The 21192-nt window shown below is 43.9% G+C and carries 28 protein-coding genes and 2 tRNA genes; 13 read left to right on the plus strand and 17 right to left on the minus strand.

What is annotated here, in order from left to right:
* The first annotated feature begins 25 nt into the window (after positions 1-25).
* Both KTG12_RS03835 and KTG12_RS03840 read left to right on the plus strand, forming a co-directional pair.
* Positions 26-1294 (plus strand): putative DNA modification/repair radical SAM protein, encoded by a 1269-nt coding sequence (locus tag KTG12_RS03835; protein WP_046452724.1) that lies wholly within the window; start codon positions 26-28, stop codon positions 1292-1294.
* A complete protein-coding gene (locus tag KTG12_RS03840) occupies positions 1291-2055 on the plus strand; it encodes a TIGR03915 family putative DNA repair protein (protein ID WP_122203830.1) in 765 nt (254 codons plus the stop codon). The genes KTG12_RS03835 and KTG12_RS03840 overlap by 4 nt, the downstream gene beginning before the upstream one ends.
* A gap of 129 nt (positions 2056-2184) precedes the next feature.
* On the opposite strand, the gene KTG12_RS03845 is transcribed toward KTG12_RS03840, so the two are convergent.
* Both KTG12_RS03845 and KTG12_RS03850 read right to left on the minus strand, forming a co-directional pair.
* On the minus strand, positions 2185-2817 hold the full coding sequence (locus KTG12_RS03845; RefSeq protein WP_138272705.1) for a hypothetical protein: 633 nt from the start codon (positions 2815-2817) through the stop codon (positions 2185-2187).
* A 10-nt stretch (positions 2818-2827) separates the two neighbouring features.
* Positions 2828-3292 (minus strand): MaoC family dehydratase, encoded by a 465-nt coding sequence (locus KTG12_RS03850; protein WP_005634922.1) that lies wholly within the window; start codon positions 3290-3292, stop codon positions 2828-2830.
* Positions 3293-3536: 244 nt separating this feature from the next.
* Between KTG12_RS03850 and KTG12_RS03855 the strand changes: the two genes are divergently transcribed.
* Complete coding sequence (locus KTG12_RS03855) at positions 3537-7088, plus strand: hypothetical protein (protein ID WP_138272704.1); 3552 nt, start codon at positions 3537-3539, stop codon at positions 7086-7088.
* 4 nt (positions 7089-7092) lie between these two features.
* On the plus strand, positions 7093-7359 hold the full coding sequence (locus KTG12_RS03860) for a GNAT family N-acetyltransferase (RefSeq protein WP_005634924.1): 267 nt from the start codon (positions 7093-7095) through the stop codon (positions 7357-7359).
* A gap of 6 nt (positions 7360-7365) precedes the next feature.
* Here the strand turns inward: KTG12_RS03860 and KTG12_RS03865 are convergent, their stop codons facing one another.
* Both KTG12_RS03865 and KTG12_RS03870 read right to left on the minus strand, forming a co-directional pair.
* A complete protein-coding gene (locus KTG12_RS03865; protein WP_138272703.1) occupies positions 7366-8013 on the minus strand; it encodes a pentapeptide repeat-containing protein in 648 nt (215 codons plus the stop codon).
* Between the two features lie 101 nt (positions 8014-8114).
* Positions 8115-8188: transfer RNA gene (locus tag KTG12_RS03870), tRNA-Pro, on the minus strand.
* Between the two features lie 185 nt (positions 8189-8373).
* Between KTG12_RS03870 and KTG12_RS03875 the strand changes: the two genes are divergently transcribed.
* Together KTG12_RS03875 and KTG12_RS03880 are read left to right on the plus strand one after the other, a co-directional pair.
* A tRNA-Phe gene (locus tag KTG12_RS03875) sits at positions 8374-8446 on the plus strand.
* A gap of 251 nt (positions 8447-8697) precedes the next feature.
* Positions 8698-9915: a site-specific integrase gene (locus tag KTG12_RS03880; protein ID WP_216945407.1), complete on the plus strand. Its 1218-nt coding sequence runs from the start codon at positions 8698-8700 to the stop codon at positions 9913-9915.
* 130 nt (positions 9916-10045) lie between these two features.
* Here KTG12_RS03880 and KTG12_RS03885 read toward each other — a convergent pair whose 3' ends face one another.
* The gene (locus tag KTG12_RS03885; RefSeq protein WP_122370488.1) at positions 10046-10327 is read right to left on the minus strand and encodes a helix-turn-helix domain-containing protein; all 282 of its coding nucleotides are present in this window, start codon (positions 10325-10327) and stop codon (positions 10046-10048) included.
* Positions 10328-10331: 4 nt separating this feature from the next.
* Positions 10332-10619, minus strand: coding sequence for a helix-turn-helix domain-containing protein (locus tag KTG12_RS03890; RefSeq protein ID WP_122370490.1), 288 nt, complete (start codon positions 10617-10619; stop codon positions 10332-10334).
* A gap of 339 nt (positions 10620-10958) precedes the next feature.
* Between KTG12_RS03890 and KTG12_RS03895 the strand changes: the two genes are divergently transcribed.
* The 7 genes from KTG12_RS03895 to KTG12_RS03925 all read left to right on the plus strand — a co-directional run bounded on the left by KTG12_RS03895 (position 10959) and on the right by KTG12_RS03925 (position 15940).
* Positions 10959-11267 carry a helix-turn-helix domain-containing protein gene (locus tag KTG12_RS03895; RefSeq protein ID WP_057316767.1) on the plus strand — a complete coding sequence of 103 codons (309 nt, stop codon included), beginning with the start codon at positions 10959-10961 and terminating at the stop codon, positions 11265-11267.
* A complete protein-coding gene (locus tag KTG12_RS03900; protein WP_122370486.1) occupies positions 11248-12480 on the plus strand; it encodes a VapE domain-containing protein in 1233 nt (410 codons plus the stop codon). The genes KTG12_RS03895 and KTG12_RS03900 overlap by 20 nt, the downstream gene beginning before the upstream one ends.
* Positions 12481-12586: 106 nt before the next feature.
* Positions 12587-12733: a hypothetical protein gene (locus tag KTG12_RS03905; protein WP_216945408.1), complete on the plus strand. Its 147-nt coding sequence runs from the start codon at positions 12587-12589 to the stop codon at positions 12731-12733.
* A 67-nt stretch (positions 12734-12800) separates the two neighbouring features.
* A complete protein-coding gene (locus tag KTG12_RS03910) occupies positions 12801-13781 on the plus strand; it encodes a toprim domain-containing protein (protein WP_122370484.1) in 981 nt (326 codons plus the stop codon).
* 156 nt (positions 13782-13937) lie between these two features.
* A complete protein-coding gene (locus KTG12_RS03915) occupies positions 13938-14321 on the plus strand; it encodes a MobC family plasmid mobilization relaxosome protein (protein WP_042985792.1) in 384 nt (127 codons plus the stop codon).
* Positions 14287-15210: a relaxase/mobilization nuclease domain-containing protein gene (locus KTG12_RS03920; protein WP_118421360.1), complete on the plus strand. Its 924-nt coding sequence runs from the start codon at positions 14287-14289 to the stop codon at positions 15208-15210. Before KTG12_RS03915 ends, KTG12_RS03920 begins: the two co-directional genes overlap by 35 nt.
* Positions 15211-15214: 4 nt before the next feature.
* Positions 15215-15940, plus strand: a complete 726-nt coding sequence (locus KTG12_RS03925; protein ID WP_216945409.1) for a hypothetical protein — start codon at positions 15215-15217, stop codon at positions 15938-15940.
* Between the two features lie 42 nt (positions 15941-15982).
* On the opposite strand, the gene KTG12_RS03930 is transcribed toward KTG12_RS03925, so the two are convergent.
* The 11 genes from KTG12_RS03930 to KTG12_RS03975 form a co-directional block, all read right to left on the minus strand.
* Positions 15983-16315 carry a helix-turn-helix domain-containing protein gene (locus KTG12_RS03930; RefSeq protein ID WP_005645903.1) on the minus strand — a complete coding sequence of 111 codons (333 nt, stop codon included), beginning with the start codon at positions 16313-16315 and terminating at the stop codon, positions 15983-15985.
* Between the two features lie 130 nt (positions 16316-16445).
* On the minus strand, positions 16446-16865 hold the full coding sequence (locus KTG12_RS03935) for an RteC domain-containing protein (RefSeq protein WP_182425197.1): 420 nt from the start codon (positions 16863-16865) through the stop codon (positions 16446-16448).
* Positions 16819-17058 carry a hypothetical protein gene (locus tag KTG12_RS21650; RefSeq protein ID WP_182425196.1) on the minus strand — a complete coding sequence of 80 codons (240 nt, stop codon included), beginning with the start codon at positions 17056-17058 and terminating at the stop codon, positions 16819-16821. The genes KTG12_RS03935 and KTG12_RS21650 overlap by 47 nt, the downstream gene beginning before the upstream one ends.
* Positions 17059-17157: 99 nt before the next feature.
* Positions 17158-17448, minus strand: a complete 291-nt coding sequence (locus KTG12_RS03940) for a hypothetical protein (RefSeq protein ID WP_118399731.1) — start codon at positions 17446-17448, stop codon at positions 17158-17160.
* 14 nt (positions 17449-17462) lie between these two features.
* Positions 17463-17885, minus strand: a complete 423-nt coding sequence (locus KTG12_RS03945; protein WP_118399732.1) for a hypothetical protein — start codon at positions 17883-17885, stop codon at positions 17463-17465.
* Positions 17886-17901: 16 nt separating this feature from the next.
* Positions 17902-18315, minus strand: coding sequence for a hypothetical protein (locus tag KTG12_RS03950; RefSeq protein ID WP_118399733.1), 414 nt, complete (start codon positions 18313-18315; stop codon positions 17902-17904).
* 30 nt (positions 18316-18345) lie between these two features.
* A complete protein-coding gene (locus KTG12_RS03955; protein ID WP_118399736.1) occupies positions 18346-18777 on the minus strand; it encodes a GNAT family N-acetyltransferase in 432 nt (143 codons plus the stop codon).
* Between the two features lie 5 nt (positions 18778-18782).
* Entirely contained in the window at positions 18783-19304 is a 522-nt protein-coding gene (locus KTG12_RS03960) for a GNAT family N-acetyltransferase (protein WP_182425198.1), read from the minus strand.
* A 213-nt stretch (positions 19305-19517) separates the two neighbouring features.
* On the minus strand, positions 19518-20081 hold the full coding sequence (locus KTG12_RS03965; RefSeq protein WP_118399735.1) for a Crp/Fnr family transcriptional regulator: 564 nt from the start codon (positions 20079-20081) through the stop codon (positions 19518-19520).
* A 9-nt stretch (positions 20082-20090) separates the two neighbouring features.
* Complete coding sequence (locus tag KTG12_RS03970; protein WP_118399737.1) at positions 20091-20663, minus strand: Crp/Fnr family transcriptional regulator; 573 nt, start codon at positions 20661-20663, stop codon at positions 20091-20093.
* A 248-nt stretch (positions 20664-20911) separates the two neighbouring features.
* On the minus strand, positions 20912-21192 hold a 281-nt coding region (locus KTG12_RS03975), incomplete at its 5' end, for a hypothetical protein (RefSeq protein WP_216945410.1).

Raw genomic sequence — 21192 nt, forward strand, 5'->3', positions numbered from 1 at the left:
TTGTCAAGAAATCCCGGTAACAATTATGGACGAAAAAGTGCTCGAAAAACTGAAAGTACTGGCTGAATCGGCCAAGTACGATGTATCTTGCGCTTCCAGCGGAACGTCGCGAAAGAACAAGAGCGGCGGGATCGGAAGTGCGGCAGGGTGGGGCATTTGTCATAGCTTTGCCGAGGATGGCCGTTGCATTTCTTTACTGAAGATCATGCTGACAAATTACTGTATGTTCGATTGCGCCTACTGCATCAATCGCCGCAGTAACGATATTCCCCGTGCCACATTGACGGTGACGGAACTGGTGAACCTCACAATCGAATTTTACCGCCGTAACTATATCGAAGGGCTTTTCTTGAGTTCCGGAGTCGTGCGCAATGCCGATTACACGATGGAGCGCCTCGTCAGGGTAGTAAAAGACCTCCGGACAGTATACCGGTTTAACGGCTATATCCACTTGAAAAGTATTCCCGGCGCCAGCCAGGAACTAGTGAATGAAGCCGGACTCTATGCCGACCGTATGAGTGTGAATATCGAGATCCCGAACGAGAAGAGTCTTCAGCTATTGGCTCCTGAAAAGGATTTCCAGAGCGTCTTTCAGCCGATGCGTTATATTCAGCAAGGTGTTTTGCAAAGTGCCGAAGAACGGAAACGTTTTCGCCATGCTCCGCGTTTTGTGCCTGCCGGGCAGAGCACGCAGATGATTGTCGGGGCGACACCCGATTCGGATAAGGATATCCTTCGTCTCTCATCCGCCCTCTATCAGCGTCCGACGATGAAGCGTGTCTATTATTCCGGTTTTATCCCTGTCAATGAATACGATAATCGGTTGCCGGCCTTGAAGCAACCGCCGTTGGTTCGGGAGAACCGTCTGTATCAGGCGGACTGGCTCTTGCGCTTCTATCAGTTCAAAGTGGATGAGATCGTGAACGATGCCTATCCTGACCTCGACCTGGAAGTCGATCCGAAGCTCGGTTGGGCGTTGCGCCATCCGGAGCAGTTCCCGGTCGATATCAATAAGGCGGATTATGAGATGCTTCTTCGCATACCCGGTATCGGGGTGAAGTCGGCGAAATTGATCGTCGTCTCCCGCCGATATTCCCGTCTGGGGACGGGGCAATTGAAGAAGATGGGTGTCGTGATGAAGAAAGCCCAGTATTTCATTACATGCCACGAGTTGCCAGTCCGCACGATTAACGAAGTGTCACCTGAGGTGGTCCGTCAAATCCTTATCCGGAAAGCGGGACGTAAGAGTACCGACGATCGTCAGCTTATCCTCCAATTTAAGGAAGAATCATGACGGTATTCGTGTACGATAAGACCTTTGAAGGGCTGCTGACCGCTGTTTTTGACGCTTATTCACGTCGCAGCTTTCCCGATCTGCTGTTAGCAGAAGGAGAACCTTTTCCCTTGTTTTATGATGAGGCAGTGACGATCTGTACGGACGATGCTAAGGTGGATCGTGTTTGGAAAGGTTTGCAGAAGCGGCTTTCCGCTATGGCTTTGTCTGTGATTACCGTTACTTGGCTATCTGAACTGCCAGAAACGGACATGCTGCTTTTTCGCTATATCCGCAAGGCGATCGATGCCCCGCGTACGGTCGAGCTGAACTTTGGAGACCCTGATGTTCTCGAAGTCTCCAAGGTATGGAAAAAGGTGACGAACGAGCGCCTGCGTGTCATCCAGTTCCTCCGTTTCCAAAAAGCGGTGGACGGGACCTTCTTTGCCGCCGTCAAACCTGTATATAACGTACTTCCTCTCACTCTTGCGCACCTGAAAGACCGCTTTGCCGATCAGCGCTGGTTGCTTTATGACCTGAAACGCGAGTATGGTTACTATTACGATCTGAAAGAGGCCACCGAAGTTCGTTTCGAAGAGAAGGATGCCCACCTTCTTTCCGGTCTGCTCGGTGAGGAACTGATGGATGCCGATGAGAAACTTTTCCAGCAGATGTGGAAAACTTACTTCAAGTCTATTGCTATCAAGGAACGTCTCAATCCCAAGTTACACCGCCAGCATATGCCTGCCCGGTTTTGGAAGTATATGCCGGAAAAGTTGTAAGTCAGGATGCGTTACTCCTTCTTTTCGGTGGAAAAGATTATGCGTTTAGGACATTGTTCGAAATGCACAGTACGGACTGGCAAAACAATAGTGTACTTCTGTACTCCGGCAGCTCACCTATAGATGTCTTTACTTGTTTTGGAACTCTTCCTGCGAATAGATAGTCTTCCCCCGTTGACTGATAGTCCACTTTCCGTTTATGCGGCGTACATTCTTTGTATCGTCGTCCTCTACGTTCCAAGCATATCCACCGGATGGGAGTGAGCGCCTATCCAGTATCTCGTTTTTATCTCCCGAAGAGAAGAACAGTTCGACTTGGGTGGAATCCGGACTGAAAACGATGAAAGCAGACTGGCTGCCGTCGACAGCTTTCATCCGGATACCCTTTTCGAACACACGGATGCAATCTTGCTGCACTTCGCTCCATTGGTAGCCGGCCGAACCGATACAGCCGTGTTTGTCCCGGTCGCCGCCAACCCTGTTTCTTCTTCCGGGGACAACCACAATCTTTTGCGCTTTCATCCCTGTCTTATATTTCCCGCTATGATATACGATAGCCGTATCATCGAGCAAGATACCATTCGTTACGACCCTTTCTGTATCCAACGTACTGAAAGAAAGTGTGTCACCCTCCTCGGAAACGACTGTAAGCGTATTTATGGTTGCATCGCAGATAACTCCTTTTACCATCGAAGCTTTTGGTGAACAGGCAAAAGTAATGCCGGTACATAAAGCGATTGCCGCAAGATTCAATTTATTCATGTTTCTGTTCTTAATTGAAGTAGTACAGGAAGATTGCAACACCTTCCAGCGCTTTCTTCGGTTGGTCCTTGATCTCGATGGCAAACTTGATCTCAGCCTTGGCCACGCCACGCAGATTTGTCAAAGTCTGTAGTTTGGCGATCAGGCGGATACTTTGTCCGGTCAATACGGGCTGTCCGAATTTCATCTTGTCCATGCCGTAATTAATCATCATCTTTAGGTTGTTCACCTCGATGATCTGGTTCCAGAGGTGAGGAAGGAGTGACAGCGTCAGGTAGCCGTGGGCAATTGTGCTGTGGAACGGGCTTTCCACTTTGGCGCGCTCTGGGTCTACGTGAATCCACTGGTGATCCAGGGTCGCATCGGCAAAAAGGTTGATGCGTTCTTGTGTCAGTTCTACATAATCTGAAATCCCTATTTGCTGGCCTACCAGCTTTTCAAAGTCTTCGTACGAGTTGATAACTACTTTTCCCATTATTTTTTTGTTTAGTGATTTATGATCTTATACGTCCGCCGTCAGGTAACTGCGATCTGTTTTTATCGCCGGTTACAGGGGTGTCTCTGCAATTTTCGCAATAATTCCTGGAATAAACAAATATTTTGGCAAGATTGGACAATACGTAGGCGCAGACGGGATTATTACCGACTTTGCAACTTAACTCTGTTTATATTGTTGATTTTATATAGACGGAGTGAAGTTATAATCTTATTTAAGTCTTATGAGGAAGATAAAAAGAGTCATAGGGTACACGTTGGGGATCGCAATGGTGCTGATTGCCGCTATATTCCTGCTTAATCTTCATCTGACCAAACGCCTCGAACGGTATCTTCGGAAAGAACTGATCCATCGGACGGCCGAGGCTACGGATGGCTTTTATAGGCTTTCTTTCGATAATCTTTCTATCAGTTTCTTCAAAGGTGAACTGACGCTTGAGGGAATAAAGCTATGTCCCGACTCGGCGGTTTTCCGGGATTGGGAAAGAAAGGACAGCCTGCCGTCTACCTATGTGACGGCTGAGGTCGGCATGGTCGATTTTAAAGGATTGAATCTTACGTGGCGTTGGAGTTACAAGCAGTTGCATTTTGACTCATTTGAAATTAGGAATCCTGATATACAGGTGTTTAATCCTTACTATTCAACGCGGGCGGAGGTGAAAGAAAGGAAGGAGGCGGAGACCAAGACCTTGTATGAGGTGGTTTCTCCTTATATTAATGTATTGACTGTCCGGATGCTGAATCTGGAGAACGCCAGTGTTTCCTATTCCGTGGAGAATCCTGTTTCTCCGATTGTCTATGCCCTGAATGATGTCAGTTTCCATGCGTATGGTTTTCGTTTGGATGAGAATTCGTCTGAGAGTGGGAAGTTGCTTTATTGTGATAATTTCGATTTCATTACTAAGCGGTCGCAGACGCTATTGGCCAATAATGACTTTCGTCTGCAAACGGATCGGATCCTGCTGAGTACGGAAGATTCTATTATTTCTATCTCTAATATTACGCTTACACCCCAAGGTGAATTGTGGGGGGAACAGAAAAAGCGGCCCGACGGCTACCTGAATGCGTTGATCAGAGCCATTGAAGTGAAAGGAATACAGTTCCGTCGTGAAAATGCGCTGAATTACCTCACGGCTCGCTCGTTAGATATCATTTCTTCGGATATACAAGCCTTTAATCTGGCGGGGGAAAGCCTGCCGTCTGCTAAAAAAACGGAGAAGAAAAGCTTGAATGAGGCGGAGGCGGATTCTTTGGTCCGTTCCCTGTCTCTTTATGAATTGATCTCGCCTGTCTTACATACGGTTTCTATTGGTACGGTCGGTATCGGGCAGGCAAAGTTGCAATATTCTTTTGCGGTTAAAGATAAGATCGAGATGTATAAACTGGCGAACTTCGATTTCCAGGCAAACGATTTCCGGATAGATTCCGTATCGGAGGCTCAACGCGGGTTCTGGTATTCGCGTGGTTTCTCGTTTGAAGCGACTGGTATTGAGGGGCTGATGACGGCACGAAACCACCGGTTTACGGTGAAGCGCATGACATTGGACACGGAAAGCGGGGATTTCAACCTGGAACGAATCAGGTTATATCCCTTGTCGGTTTGCGGACAGAATGATTATATGGCAGGAAGCATTGATACGGTTGGAATCCGCGGTTTGTTATACGACAAGGGGATCAGTGCGCGGTTGCTGAAAATAGACCGCCCGAATCTGCGTTATGTGCTGTTTTCTTCCTTCAATAAGAAAGATGTGAAGTCGGTAAAGCCGGCAAACAGCCGTGTCGATGTGGAGTCGATCTTGAATCCTTTCCTCCGTTATTTCTCTGTTAAACGGTTGAGTCTGAATCATGCATATGTGACGATCGATGATAAAAGCATGTCCGATCCGGTTACTTATAAACTGAATGATTTTAATTTCTTTGCAACCGGCATTTGGGTGAACCGGCAGACGGGGAAGGGGAGTGGACTGTTTTTCGATTACGGAAATATGGGATTTAATTTTAGCCGGTTCGATAACTATTTGCCGGGAAAAGAATATCGTTTGTCTGTGCGGAAAGGGCAATTTTCGACCGTAAAAGGAATTCTGGAATTACAGGATATCAAACTGCTCCCACAAAATACGATGGAGAAGAAGGCAAAGACATATATCCGGTTTTCTTCACCGGGACTTCGTATAGGCGGGCTGAAACGGATACCTGAAAGGCTGGACCGGAATATTCGGGTAGCATCGTTCCGGGTAGATTCGCCTGATGTCCAAGTGTGCAGATCGGACGGAAGTGGCATGTCGGCTTCACTTAAAGGCCTGGCATTGGAAGGGGTTTCCTGGGATAGCACTTTGTTGAAGTTGGGTTCGGTTCACATGGAAAGTCCTGTGGCGGATATTTATTCCGGTCATTTTCTCGATACTCTACAAAATCAAACGAAGTTAGGTTCGGTTGATTTATATACAGCTTTGGAAAAAGTTGCCGGACGAATCTTTTTAGGTCGCTTTAGCTTGAAGGATGCGAACATCCGTTATGCCTATTATGGGAAGAGCGATTCTTTGCAACATCAGAAGTTAGATACGACTAACCTGTTTATTGAGGGGCTGGCTGTTGATACTCGTCTCCGTACATATAAATTGGATGATATTCGTTTCTCTACCCGTAACCTGGAGCTTCCTCTGGATAACGGTTTTTACACGTTAAAGGTAGGTGCTGTGGATTTGACCGGATCAAGTGTAGTCATTGACCGTATTCGTCTTATATCTCCTTATCCTAAAATGCAGTTTGCTTATTTGCAGCCGCATCATAAAGATTGGTTTGATGTGAGTGTCGGGCAGGTTGCGCTGGCAGGTATCGATCTGTCCACTTATTTATCGGAGAAGGTGCTTCGGATAGCTGATGTACAGGTATCGGATGCTGTATTACAGAATTTTAAGAACCAGAAAATACCGATACCCCGGCGTATTGTTCCGATGATCTATACCGGATTACAGAAGGCTCCGGTTAAGCTGGATTTCCAAAGAGTGGGCATAAAGAACTTTTCCGTTGTTTACGAAGAGCTGGCAAAGAAGGGAACGGTTCCCGGAAAACTGTTTTTTACGGATATGAACGGAACGTTTACCGGTTTTACAAATATCGTCTCCCGTCCTGACCAATACATCGTGCTGGATGCTGATGGCAAGTTGATGGGGAAAGGAAACTTTACGGCTACTTGGAAGTTACCGGTCGATTCACTGAATGATCGTTTCTTGCTGAATGCCCGCCTAGACAGTTTTGACCTTACGGCGTTGAACGAATTGCTGGTTCCCCTGGCTTCGGCGGAGGTACAAAGTGGATGGGTTCGAGAGATGGCTTTCAGTACAGAGGCATCCAGCAAAGGAGCTACAGTGGAGATGGTTTTTCTATATAATGGCTTAAAAGCTGCTTTACTGAAAGAAAAAGATGGTGTACTAACCGATAAGAAGTTTCTGACCGGTCTTGTCAACCGTGTATTAAAACAGAATAATCCGGATAAAACAGGAAAAGGTTTTAACAAACCGCGTCATTCGAGTGTTTCAATAATAAGGGATCCTTATCATTCCACTTTCAATTATTTGTGGCAGATATTAAGACCACCGTTGATTGAATCGGTCGGTATGTCCAAAAAGAAGCAGGATACAGCCAAAGAAATTATGACTTTTTTTGCAAAAGTGAAGAACTTCTTCCGGGGAAAAAAGAACGTTTCAGGAAAAAACATTTCAGAAGGGGAAGGAAAGGATGTTTTATTATTGGAATTTGAACCTATAAATAATTAAGAATATGGATTACATTATAACTCATTATCCGGATAATAAACGTTTTGAAACACAGGTGGATGGCGTGGTAGCTTTTGTACAGTATCGTTTATCTGGGGATAAACTGGATATTATCCACACGATTGTTCCGCCCGCTATCGGAGGGAGAGGAATTGCTGCCGCTTTAGTAAAATACGCTTATGATTACGCGATCGAGAATGGTATGAAGCCGTCGGCAACCTGTAGCTATGCGGTCACTTGGTTGCATCGCCATCCCGACTATGCCGGATGAAGGCGTTCAGTCTTTGATCTCTATTCCCAGCATCCGTATCAGCTCCAATGCTTGTAAAGAGGAAACGGAAGATCCTCTCAGCTCGCTGTTGGCAAGATTTGTGATGCGGATACCGGATATTTCCGAGTTCGACAGGTCGATTCCTTTCAAGGATGTATGGTAAAACTCCGCTTCCATCAGGTTACAGGCATCGAATGAGACATTCGTCAATTGGCAGTCTTCTATTCCGGCTCCCTGCAGGTTGGATCGGGTAATTTGTATATATCGCATTTTACTCATTGATAGATTCATGTATTCTCCCCGGCACTCTTCAAAAGTGATATAATTGAATATCCCGTCCGACATATTGGTTCCCATTAATTTACAACCGATAAATTCTACCCGGTGAAATCCACAACCTGTTAGGTTTACATTCGACAGATCGCAATTTTTAAACACGACATCGCTAAATTGGGATTTCTGTATACAGCATGTTCCGAAGCTGCAATTGGAGAAAACACAAGACTGCACTGAAAGGTTACTTTTCTTTATTCCTTCTATACGCAAGCTTTTAAAGGAATACTCGATTAGGTCCTCATCGTTCTTTTCTAACACTGTCTGTATATTTGTACTTTCATGAAGAGCGTTTGCCAAACGGGGGTGTGTAATTCTCATATGCTGTCTGTTTTTATAAAAATGAGAGGATAAAAGTACATATTTTGTCCGTATGAATAGAAAACGAGGATATATCATTTGATATATCCTCGTTTTTGTAGTCGGGATGAGAAGACTCGAACTTCCGACCTCCACGTCCCGAACGTGGCGCGCTAGCCAACTGTGCTACATCCCGTTTTTGATTACGGCTGCAAAGGTACAACTAATTTTTAAACTGCAAATAGTTTTGCTGTTTTTTTTCGAAAAAAATATACTTTTTTCTGTATCTTCCTTGAAATACATTTTCTTTGAATATTTTCCATTGAAACATTTGGAGTGTAATAAATAATGTTTACCTTTGCACTCGTTAAACAAAACAACGGTGCCATAGCTCAGTTGGTAGAGCAAAGGACTGAAAATCCTTGTGTCCCCGGTTCGATTCCTGGTGGCACCACTTTTTAAGAAAGAAAAACGATGTAAATCCCTGAATTTCAAAGAAGTTCGGGGATTTTTCTTTTCCAAGAATAGGCAAAATTAGTGGGATTGAAGCAAACCATACGTCCTTATTCAAGGGACTGTTTTCAAAAGCCCGGAATGTTCCACTGCGAAGTATTTACTTCATTCTTTTACAGCACGTTGCACTGTTTTACATAACAGGGTTCTCGGTTCGATTTCCTAACTTTGTATCATTAAAAATTGAGCCGTATGGAAAGAAAAAGATTCAGCGTGTTGTTCTTCATCAAGCGTAGCAAACTGTTAAAAAACGGGGAAGCACCCGTGCGTGTGCGTGTCACTTATGACCGCCTATACGTGGAACTTCAACTAAAGCGGAGCGTAAAAGTCCCACTTTGGTCGCAGGAAAAAGAGAAATCGACAGGCAAAGACCGAAACTCCGTAGAACTTAACCATTACATTGACGCCCTGCGTGTGAAATTCTATCAGATTTACCAAGATTTGGAACTGGAGGGAAAGATTATCTCCGCACGTGCCATAGTGAACCGCTATCAGGGAAAGGACGAAACTTTCAAGACATTGCATAATGTATTCAAGGAACATAACGACAACTGCCGGAAGCTAATCGGGACGGACTATGCCGACATCACCGTAAGACGTTACGACAATTGCCTTAAATACCTCATGGAACTGGTTAGACGGGATTACAAGGTAGATGATATGTTACTGCGTGAGGTAAACGGGGAACTGGTACGCAAATTCGATTTATACCTAAAGACGGAGAAGCATTGCGCACAGAATACCGTTATCCGGTACATGAAATGTTTTAAGAAAGTGATAAACCTTGCCATTGCCAACGAGTGGCTGACAAAGAACCCGTTTGCCGGAATCAAGTTTCACGAGGTGGAGGTAAACAAACAGTTCCTAAGCCAAGCCGAGATAAACCGGATATGGCAGAAAGAGTTCAGGATTGAACGGCTGGAACTGGTACGGGATGTTTTTATCTTCTGCGTATATACCGGGCTGGCATTCATAGACGTGTATAACTTGCGCCCCGAACACATTTCAGAGGACAGCAACGGCAACCTGTGGATAGTGAAACCCCGTGAAAAAACAAACAATATCTGCAACATCCCGCTTTTGAGCATTCCCAAACAGATACTTGAAAAGTATAAGGATAACCCCTACTGCATGGATAAAGGAACTTTGTTGCCCGTTCCCTGCAATCAGAAGATGAACAGCTACCTGAAAGAGATTGCCGACTTATGCGGTATTAAAAAGAACCTGACCACGCACACAGCCCGGCACAGTTTCGCTTCGGTTATCGCACTGGCTAACAACGTGTCACTGCCGAACGTGGCTAAAATGCTGGGGCATTCATCCACCCGAATGACGCAGCATTATGCGAAAGTATTAGACCAAACGATACTAAGGGATATGCAAGCCGTTGAGAAACAGCTATCCATATAACCACGAAGAAGCCAGCAACACAGTTTTCAAGAAAACGTGATTGCTGGCTTTCAATCAATCAAACAATATAGAAAACAAGACAGCTATATTTCAATACTTCAATATTTCAAGAAAGCAAGAAAACAAGATTTCATTTCTGATAGAACCTTTCCAACAAATCCATGATGTCACTTTCCTGGTAGATGATTTTTCCCGGAAGCTGCACGTAGCCCAGCAACCCCGTGTCCCTGTAATCCTGCAACGTCCGTTTGCTGATGCAAAGCCGCCTGCACACTTCATCGCCCGTCAGGTAATGTTCACCGTTCAATACCGGGCGATAGTTCATTACCACGTACTCCACGTTTTCCAGCACCCTGTCAAGGGAAGAAAACAGTACCAGCGTGGTTTCGGAATCTTTCGTTATCAAATCCATACGCCTACTTTTTAGAATTGTCCTTTACTTGGCTAAGCAGAAATGTTTCCACGTCCGAAGCCTTGTAGTAAATCTTGCCGTTTATCTGCGAGTAAGGCAGTTTCCCCGTGTCACGGTAGGTCTGCATCGTCCGGGCTGAAACGTTCAGCAGGCGGCAGGTCTCGCAGTTATCCAGCCATTTGTCACGCTTCCTGCGTAAAGGCACGCAGAGCGCATCCACACGACCCACAAAATTTTCAAACCTCTGTTTCCATAGTTCAAAGGTTTTCTTTTCAATCGTCACTATTTCCATAACCGATATATTTATTCTTGTCAATACTCCGTTTTTCTTCACTGGTGCAAATATATAAGGCTGAATGACTGGTTGTTTATCTCTGTCCGTAAATGACCTTGCGTGTCCGAAAATGTCCACCGCCAACCCAAAAGCAACATGAAAGAAACGAACCGATAACAAGAACTCCGGCTTTTCCCCTCTCCCTAAATAAGTAAGGTAATGAACACAAAGCCGTTTTCTATTTGCCGACATTAATTTGGCGCAGAGCGAAGCAAAGCGATTCCAAACGGCTGACGCTTTGTTTTTTACCGATTTTTCTTATTTTATTTGTGGTGCTAATTCAAAAAACAAGCACCTATGAACAATCCTTTCGAAGAAATTTTCAAGCGGCTGGAGAACATCGAAAAGATGATTGCTCCGGTCATGGGCACACAGCCCGAAGAACGGCAGGACGGAAAAGAGCCTGTGTTAGTCAAAATATCCGTTGCCAGCGGCATAACCGGGTATTCGGTCAATTACCTGTATCATTTAGCCAGCAAGGGGATGATACCGTGTGTCAAGCGTGGGCGTACCCTGCGTTTCGACATGGAGGAACTCAAAAAGTGGATGCAGCAGCAGTATGTCCCGGCTTCTAACAGACTTCCCGATGAAAAAGAAAAGAAGTGATGAAACACGGCATATCGAGGGCTGGCAGTCAAAGAACGAGCGCATCGAAAGCCTGTTGAACGTCCTGTATGATTTCCGGTTCAACACCGTAAAGAGCCGGACGGAATACCGGGTTGCGGGTTCTTCGGGCTTGTACCAGCCCGTTACAAAATTCGTCCTGAACTCGTTCAGGCGCAGGCTGGATGCGACCGCTGGTATCGTCACCTCTGCCGAGAACATCCGTACCATACTGGAAAGCGACTTCGCAAGAAAGGTACATCCCATACGGGAATACTTCAACGCCCTGCCGCTTCTCAACCCAACCGAACACGGGCATATCGGCAGGCTTCTGAACACGGTACAGGTAGCCAACCCCGGCAAATGGGAGGAATATTTCACGAAATGGCTTGTCGGTGTGGTAGCCAACGCCATGAACGACACGGGGTGTCAGAACCATACTTGTTTGGTGTTGACCGGGGACAGGCAGGGACAGTTCAAATCATGGTGGCTGGACAACCTTTGCCCGACACCGCTTAAGAACTACCTGTTCACCGGGAAGATAGACCCGCAGGGCAAAGACATCCTGACACTGATAGCCGAATACCTGTTCATCAACATTGACGACCAGCTAAAGGAACTCAACAAGCAGAACGAGAACGCATTGAAGAACCTTATCACTACCCCGGCGGTGAAGTACCGCAGACCGTATGATGTTTACATAGAGGAATACCCCCACCTCGCCAGCTTCATGGCTTCGGTAAACGGCAACGAGTTCCTGACCGACCCGACAGGCAGCAGACGTTTTTTGCCGTTCGAGGTGCTGCACATAGACAAGCCCACGGCAGAAAGTATTCACATGGATAACGTCTATTCCGAAATCATGTACCTGTACCGTCAGGGCGTGCGCTACTGGTTCAATGATATGGAGATTAGAGAATTGCATTTAGCAAATGCGGGATTTGAGGTGCAGACGGTCGAGTTTGAAATGCTGACACAATATTTTGAGAAGCCGACAGAGGAGGAAGAACCCTTGTTCTTTATGACAACGGCACAAATACTGGCACGTTTACGGGATATATGCGCCATGCAGCTATCTGAAAAACGGCTGGGGGAAGCGTTGCGCAAAGCCGGGTTCAAACGAGTGCAAAAACGTATCAACAAACAGAATTATTCGGTATATGGGTACAGAATAAAGCCTATTCCTGCATCCTATACAAATGACGATTACGGATAGGCAGCCATGCAGTAATTACTGCAAAGTATCATACTGTTATTCAAGCTATTAAAAATCAATCCGTTATACAATATGCAGTAAGCAGTAAGATAAAATCCAAAACTTTTTGGAAAACCGGAAAAAAGAAAAACAAGAAAAGAGCAAGCAGGAATATAAGGCTGTATTTCTATTTCCTTTTGAAGAAATAACTTACTTATCTTACTGCATAAGAGATAATCCGCTGAAAAAAAAAGAATTATGTGCAGAAACATAGCAACTTTTCTTCTTACTGACTTCTTACTGTGCTACTGCAATTTATCAACACCAAAAAAATAAAGATTATGACCTACAAGGAAGCCAACAATATCAGTATCAAGGATTACCTGAACTCTTTGGGAATCCAGCCCGTCACGGAAAAGGGAAGCTACGGAATGTACCGCAGCCCCTTACGGGAGGACAACACGCCAAGTTTCAAAGTGGATTATAACGCCAATCTATGGTGTGACTACGGAACTGGCGAGGGCGGGACGCTCATCGACCTTGTGATGAAGCAGAACGGGTGCAACGCCTACGGTGCTATCTGCCGACTGGAGCAGGGCGACACTACCTCTTTTTCCTTTCACGGGAAAGACCTGCCCGAAAGGGACACGAAAAGGCAGGCAGCCAGTCCGATAGAAATACGCAGAATACAGCCGTTACAGAATCCGGCACTCATGCGCTACTTGCAGGAAAGGGGGATTTCCCCCGGAACGGCAGCCCCATACGTGCAGGAAATGTATTACCGCATCGGTGGAAAGCCTTATTTTGCGCTGGCGTTCAGGAATGATTCAGGAGGTTACGAGCTTCGCAATCCCCGTTTCAAGGGCAGCACATCGAAAGACATCACCCATATAAGGCAAAAGGGAGAGCCGAGAGATACCTGTTTCGTGTTCGAGGGCTTTATGGACTATCTTTCATTCCTCACTATCCGGCAGCGGGAAAGCCCGGGTATGCCCTGTACCGACTGGCAAGACTACGTTATCCTGAACTCCACCACCAACACGGATAAAGCCTTATATCCGCTGGCTGATTACGGGCATATACACTGTATGCTTGACAATGATGAGGCAGGCAGGAAAGCGGTTGAAGCCATAAGGCAGGAATACAAATGGCGTGTGCGTGACGCATCACACCTGTACAGCGGTCACAATGACCTGAACGACTATCTGCGTAGCCTTAAAGTGAAGCAATCCCAAGATTTGACAGTTACCGATAAGCCCCAGCCGGAGCATGATAACAGACAAAATCCGGGTGAAAAAAGAAAGAGAGGGCTAAGGATGTGACCTGCAAGGCTGGCGGCATGAACTGACGGCAGGCTGTGTGATTAGGGAGAGCAAGGTTATGTTTCGGTAAACCGAAACACCTTGCTTTGCTTGACAGCAAAGAAAATTTCTCCCGTTGGTCGCAATTTTTAAGATACCACCTAAAAGCAAAAACACATGACAGGAATAAGGAACAAACCGGGAGGTCGCCCGGCAAAAAGCCGGATAGACAAGCAGAACCGGGTAGTCAGCACGAAACTGACCGAGTTACAGTTCTACGCAATCAGGAAGCGAGCCACCGAAGCCGGGCTGCACGTCAGCGAGTACGTCCGGCAGGCTGTCGTTTCGGCAGAGGTAACGCCCCGGCTGAACAGGCAGGATGCGGACACTATCCGCAAGCTGGCGGGCGAAGCCAACAACATCAACCAACTGGCGCACCGGGCGAATGCCGGAGGGTTCGCACTGGTAGCGGTGGAACTGGTGAAACTCAAGAACAGGATTGTCGAAATCATAAACCAGTTGTCGGATGATTGGAAAAATAAGAAAGGGAAACGGATTTAAAGGCTGCGTGAACTATGTACTCGGCAAGGAACAGGCAACCTTGCTTCATGCCGAGGGAGTGTTGGCGGAAAGCAACCGGGACATCATACGCAGTTTCTTTCTGCAAGCCGGGATGAACCCCGACCTGAAAAAGCCAGTCGGACATATTGCGCTAAGCTATTCCCCGGTGGACGCACCCAAGCTGACAGACGGGAAAATGGTACAGTTTGCGCAGGAGTACATACGTGAAATGAAAATCACCGATACGCAGTACATCATCGTGCGCCACCAAGACCGGGAACATCCGCACGTGCATATCGTGTTCAACCGCATAGACAACAACGGCAAGACCATTTCGGACAGAAACGACATGTACCGCAACGAGCAGGTATGCAAGAAGCTGAAAGCCAAACACGGGCTTTATTTCGCTAAAGGCAAGGAGCATGTAAAGCAGCACCGTTTAAGAGAGCCGGACAAATCCAAATACGAGATTTACAATGCCGTAAAGGATGAAATCGGGAAATCAAGGAACTGGCAGCAGTTACAAACCCGGCTGGCAGAAAAGGGTATCGGGATTTATTTCAAGTACAGGGGACAGACTGGCGAAGTGCAGGGCGTATCCTTTTCCAAAGGTGAATACACGTTCAAGGGTTCGGAGATAGACCGCAGTTTCAGTTTCTCCAAGCTGGATAAATGTTTCGGGGATGCGGAACTGAACACTACCGAAAGCAACCGACAAACGGTTTCCGCACCTGTTCAGGAGCCAGCGCAGACACCGGGCAAAGCCGACAGTCCGCTACTGGCAGGCTTGGGCGGTCTGTTCTCCGCCTCGTCCTCTCCGGCTGATGAAACGCCCGACAATCCCAGTGAAAGAAAAAAGAAGAAAAAGAAACGACACTTAAAATTATAGGAACATGGAAAATAACTTAATTTTGGAGGGGCTTCTCTCCATGGTTACGGAACTGAAAGAACGGCAGGAGAAGCAGGTAACGCCAGCCAGCCGGGAGGAAACGATTAACCGACTGGACGTTATCGAACAGCGCATTTCGGAAATGCAAGGTAAATCCGGCATTACTGAAAACATGGTGCAGGAGATTCTAAACCAAATCGGCTGTATCGGAAAAGGGCAGTCCGAGAACCAAAAACAAGACCTTGAAGATATAAAGGGGCTTATCGTGACCTCGCACCGATATTTCAAGGAGCGGTTAAAGGTGTTGTTCCCGGCTGATGATACACCGACCGGAGAAACAACGCCCGTTTCATGGCATGACAAACTGATATACCGGGTAACTCCCTACCTGAAGCCCAAGTTCTTTCTTCTTTCAGCAGGTTTTATTATCTGTATCACTTCGCTAATCTTGAATATTCGTTTTACGGAACGGATGCAGCGGTTACAGGACAATGATATAAAATACCGCTATATCCTGATGAAAGGAAAGGCAGACGGCAGCAGCCTTGATTTGCTGGAAACGAAGTTCAGCAGGGAACGGGACAACGCTTTCATCCGAAGCCTGACCGATTCAGTGAAAGGCTTTGAATACCGCAGCAGGAAGCAGGCGGAAGCGTTGGAACGGGCAAGGCTGTTAAATGAGCAAGCCGAGCAGCTAAGGGAGAAAGCCGACAAATTAGGCAAGCCATAAAACAAAAGCGAAGCCGGAGCAGAACCGCCCCGGCTTTTTAATTCACTTCTTTTTCTTCGTGCAGTGTTCTTTCTCGAACTGGCGTAGCGTGGTGACGCTGAATCTCTCCTTGATGAACTCCCGGACATCAGAAGCCTTGTAGTACACTTTTCCGCTGATTGTGAAGTACGGCAGCGCACCGATAGCCCGGTAGCGTTGCAGGGTCTTGATACTTACTTTGAACAACAGGCACAAGTCCTGATTATCCAGCAGGTTGTCATCTTCGGGCAGCACCCTGTCGGCATTGCGCAGTACCCGTACATCCTTGCAGAGTTCTTCCAGTTTGGCGTACAGCTTCTGCATCCATACGCTGAAATCGTCATTATCTATATACATGATTGCTTCATTTTTCTGATTATACATTATGGTCTGTCAATCGATTGATGAAGCAAAGTTCAGAAAACAGGCGCAAAGAAGTTACGGGGGAACTAATGGAATCCCCTATAAATAAATCATAAGCCGTTGGTTATCTGTACCCTTTCTTGTCATGTTCCTTTTTGATAAGTTCTGCCAATCCATTAAGAAACCCGGTCAGTTTGCCCGGCTTTCGTCTTATCACGTCCTCATGTTTTTGGTAACAGTCGCCTATCCTGATGTTGAACAGCCATTCAAAGGCTTTCGCCAAGTCCACCAAGTAGGCGGGCTTGCCGTTCTGATACACGATGTCTTTGGAGAGGAACAGACCGCTTACCATTTCCATGATGTTGATAAGGGTTGTCTTGTCAGCAAGATAGAGAGGGGAAAGGGCTTGTTTGTTGGTGCGTTGCTGCAACTGTTCCGGGTACTTGATGCGCCATTCGATAAGACGAATTTCTGTGTTCAAAAGTCCTATCGCTTCATCAATTAGATGCAGATAGGGCATTTTTTTCTTGCTCAAACCGTACACGATACGATTTAAGACGGTGCAAGCCAAAGGAAAAATAACGTAGTAAAACGTTGTAATCCTGTTCATTGATGCTAAAATTGGCTACATGAATAGCCAACTCTTCAATAGCTTCTGTAAACTCCGATACAGAAACTTTACGTTGTGAATATTCCGACAATAAGCGGAAAAATCGCTGTTCTAAAATTAGATTCATGTATGTATTCATATAGAAAAACAAGCCTTAGCGAGAGTTAGGAAAAGGCTTATTTCAATTCATAATATTGTAATCCGCAAGTTGTTATGTTTTGGGTATTTAGAAAAATAGTTTATAGCAAAGTAATCCCGATAAAAATAGCACTAAAAGGCATATTGTAAGAAATATATATATCCTAAACAGATATATTTGGTCTGATTGCTCCTTTTCTATGGTTTTTTTACGAATTTCTTCTATCTTTTCAATGGAAACATTGGATAAATCAGCATTTTTACCTTTGCCTACAAGGTATTTGTGATGTTCTTTCATCCTGTCTCTATTCAACTTGCGAAGCTCACGGTTCTCTTTGTCCCGTTGTAGCATATCATTTATACAACCTAATGTTCCCATTTTCCAGTTAATATTTAATGTCCAAACCTTGATGTATCAATTTCTTTTTGTAATTCCCTAAAGATACGTTCCAAATCATATCCATGCGAATTGGAAATTTGGAAACATCCGCTTTCTATGGGGCTATTAACCTGAGGAGCAGTTATCACCGTGTCATTGAAAACAAAAGCGATGTACTTTCCTACACTCTTTGTTGTGGCTTCTCTCCATATAGGCAATTTATCTTGGAGGAAGACACCGGTAATGACCGAGTGTCCAAAAGCATCAGTTTCCAAACGTAAAGTATCGAAATCCTTAACAGTAAGGAAAGGTGTTTGTGAAAGGCTGTCTGTAGTCTGTGATGTTACGTAGTACCAGCCGTTTATCCGGTGAAAGGATTTTGTCCGCATACAAGCTGCCATTAGTAGGCAGACAAAGAGAATTGTTGAAATCTTCATATCCGCTATTTTTAGGTTAATACATCTTCTCCAACGTCCACACCATTTTATTGGGATTATAGGCTTCCATTACGAGGTGTGTTCCTGTGTATTCCAGCACCGTCCATGGACCTGCTATGTTGTCGAACGTGATGATTTTTCCATTTACTTGGTAAGTAAAATCTGTGTTCCACATATATCCGTCTGATTCGTTCGTTCTTGTATAAATGCCTTCTGATTCGTTGGAAAACTGAAGAATGGATTGTTTTGTGTAGTCTATCTCATCTTCGATATTGTACACGGTCATTTGCGCTTGCCAAGTAGTTTGTTTCAGGGCTTCGGGGGTGAAGACAGAAGTAGGGGCATCGTCGTTACTACAATTTGTCAGACATAAAATGGCGCAAATAATGAATGTGGAAAGCACCATACATAAAGTAATTTTCTTTTTCATCTTATTTCTATTTTAAGTGATTGACAATAATTATATATTTCTCTCCATAGGGATACTAACAATACCTTTATTAAGCTCTTTTTCACCCACTTTTTTGAAGCCTAAAGATGTATAAAAAGTTTCTGCATAGGTTGAAGAATTAACTGTTATATAAGTAAAATTACAATTGTTCATCATATAATCAAATAATGATTTTCCTATTCCTTGCCGATGATAGTGTGACAAGACAAAGAAAAGGGATATATGTTGCCTTTCCCGATGTACACCGATTATTCCTATCAATAAATGATTGTCAAAAGCGCCATATATGTCAAGCGTATTCATCATCGATGTGTCATACACGAAACTTTTAAAGGTTTCAATACCTTCTTGGGTGAAATCATTCCTGCCACATTCCATACATACTTGATAGGACAAATCAGCAGCATTGTTATATTCTTCTTGTGTTAATTTGCATATCATAATATTCATATTCTAAAATCAGATTTTAGCAATTCATAATAATGGCAATCTAAAAATTTTCCATTTTTGAAATAGGCATTACAATGTATGCCACATTTACGAAAGCCTATTTTCTCTAATACTCTCATTGATGATATATTATCAGCATAAACATTTGCATAAATACGTATCACATCTGTATGGGAAAAATAGCCACTAATAGCAAGTACTAATATTTGAGTCATAATCCCTTTACCCCAATAAGGTTCGGCAAGCCAATACCCTAATTCAGCATTGTAGCGTTCCACGTCAATGCCACGAGCGAAACTTATATTACCAGCTGCTTCCTGATTTACTTCGACACAATAATTATTTTGTTCGTTTTGATTTGAAACGAACTGGATGAACTGTTGCGCATCGTTTTCAGAATAAGGATATGGTAGGCTATCACGACAATTATCCCATATCTTTTTATTATTAAGATATTTAGCTAAAGCAGGGAAGTCTTCTTTAGCCCAATTTCTTATTTTATATTTATCTATATCCATTTCTTTATCCAATTCATTTACCATTATAAATTTGCTGCATGAAATATATTGTGACTATGGAAAACATCATGCGAAAAGTAATTTTCTTCTTCATGTTGTTGCTGTTTTAAGTGATTGAACATTGATTTCTTAAAGTGGCAAAGAACGGAAGAATAAAGAAAAAAGGTCTTGACAATTGTCAAGACCCCGGTATAATGGATGTTAAAAGATTGGCTATTTCTCCAGTTTGCGGCGTATGCGACTAACTGTTTCAGGAGTAACCCCTAAGAAAGAAGCTATACTTTTCAAGGGTACAGTATCTTTAAGGTCAGGACAACGTTTCATTAGTCTTTGATATCGTATTTCAGGTGTACAATACGAATCGAGCAATCGTTCATACACCATTTCATATAGATTTTCAGCTACATATCTTCCTAATCGTTGAGTTTCCATATTCGTTTCCCAACATTCTATAATATCATGGCGTGATATTTCATAAACAGAACAGTCTGTTAACGCTTGAATACTCACAGCCGACAGACTACTTTTCATAAAAGAAGAATAGTCACATACAAATTCATCGGTAAAAGCATATCCTACAATGTGTTCTTCTCCTTCTTCGTCAATATGCGTATATTGAAATGTGCCATGTTGTACCCATCCAGCAAAACGTTCCACCTCATTTTGCCGGATAAAGAAATCTTTCTTATGGTAAGTACGCAATATCCCTTTTCTCGCAAATAAATCTTTTAAAAGGGAATAGTCCAAATTGTTGAGGTATGAGTTAAATTCTTTCATTATTGTAAGCTATTTGTTCAGTTTACGGCGTATGCGACTGATTGTTTCCGGTGTGACATGTAAGAAAGAAGCCACTTCTTTCAACGTAATAAACTCTTGAATGTCGGGACATCTATTCAATAAATCAAGATAAAGTTCTTCCGTAGTTTTACAATACATATCCAATAATCTATGATACATTAACGAGTAGGATTGTTCGACAAGGGTGCACTTTATTTGTACAGTCTCGGCATTTGTGGCAAAAAAATCCTCTAACTTTGAATACGGTAGATAGTAAATCTTTGAATCACAAACAGCCTCAATGGTGACTAATGACGGCTGGTTGGGATTTATAAGTGTGCACAAACTCCCTGTAAATTCATTTGAAAAGGTATATCCTACTATATGTATATTTCCTCTTTCATCCACATGAGTATACTTCAATAAGCCGTTTTCAATATAAGCCCCCCGGCGGTTCATTTTACCCTGAACAGAAAATTGTTCTCCCTTTTTGAGTTCAATATAAGTACCATGTTCTTCAAAAAAATGTTTTAATAATTCCAACCGAGAATGCTTGCTGAATTGTACATTGAAGTTCTCCATATACTTGATATTTTCAGGAAATGATATTTTTACTAATCTCATGCTTTAGACAAAACTACAAATTTATTACAGTTTTACAAAGACATTATTGGCATTTAAAGGTATATAACTATTTTTGTAGCAGAGTATTGAACAGTAGAAACATAAGGCAAATAAAAGAATTTCGCTCGTTTCTATATCGTTACCCATTATTCTATACACTTCATATAAATATCTGTTATTCAATAGATAATATTCTTGTTTTCGTTTTACGAAAACGAGAATGTAGCATTTGAAAATATATAAATGCTAAAAAAACTTCTTGGAGATTTGATAATTCCAAATAAATATCTACCTTTGCACGCAGAAATCGAACCTAAGACACAAAATTGTGTTGAACGGTGCAAAGTTGTGAAAACCTTATTCAAGGGACTAACATCGTAATAAAGATATAACTTATTGAGAGATAGTGTCATATAAACCGATTTTCGGTTGCTGGTGGCACCACCAAAAAGCTTTTCAATTTTAGAAAACCCTTGAATTAGAGATA

The sequence above is a fragment of the Parabacteroides sp. MSK.9.14 genome (assembly GCF_019041495.1).
In the GTDB taxonomy this organism is placed as follows: domain Bacteria; phylum Bacteroidota; class Bacteroidia; order Bacteroidales; family Tannerellaceae; genus Parabacteroides; species Parabacteroides merdae.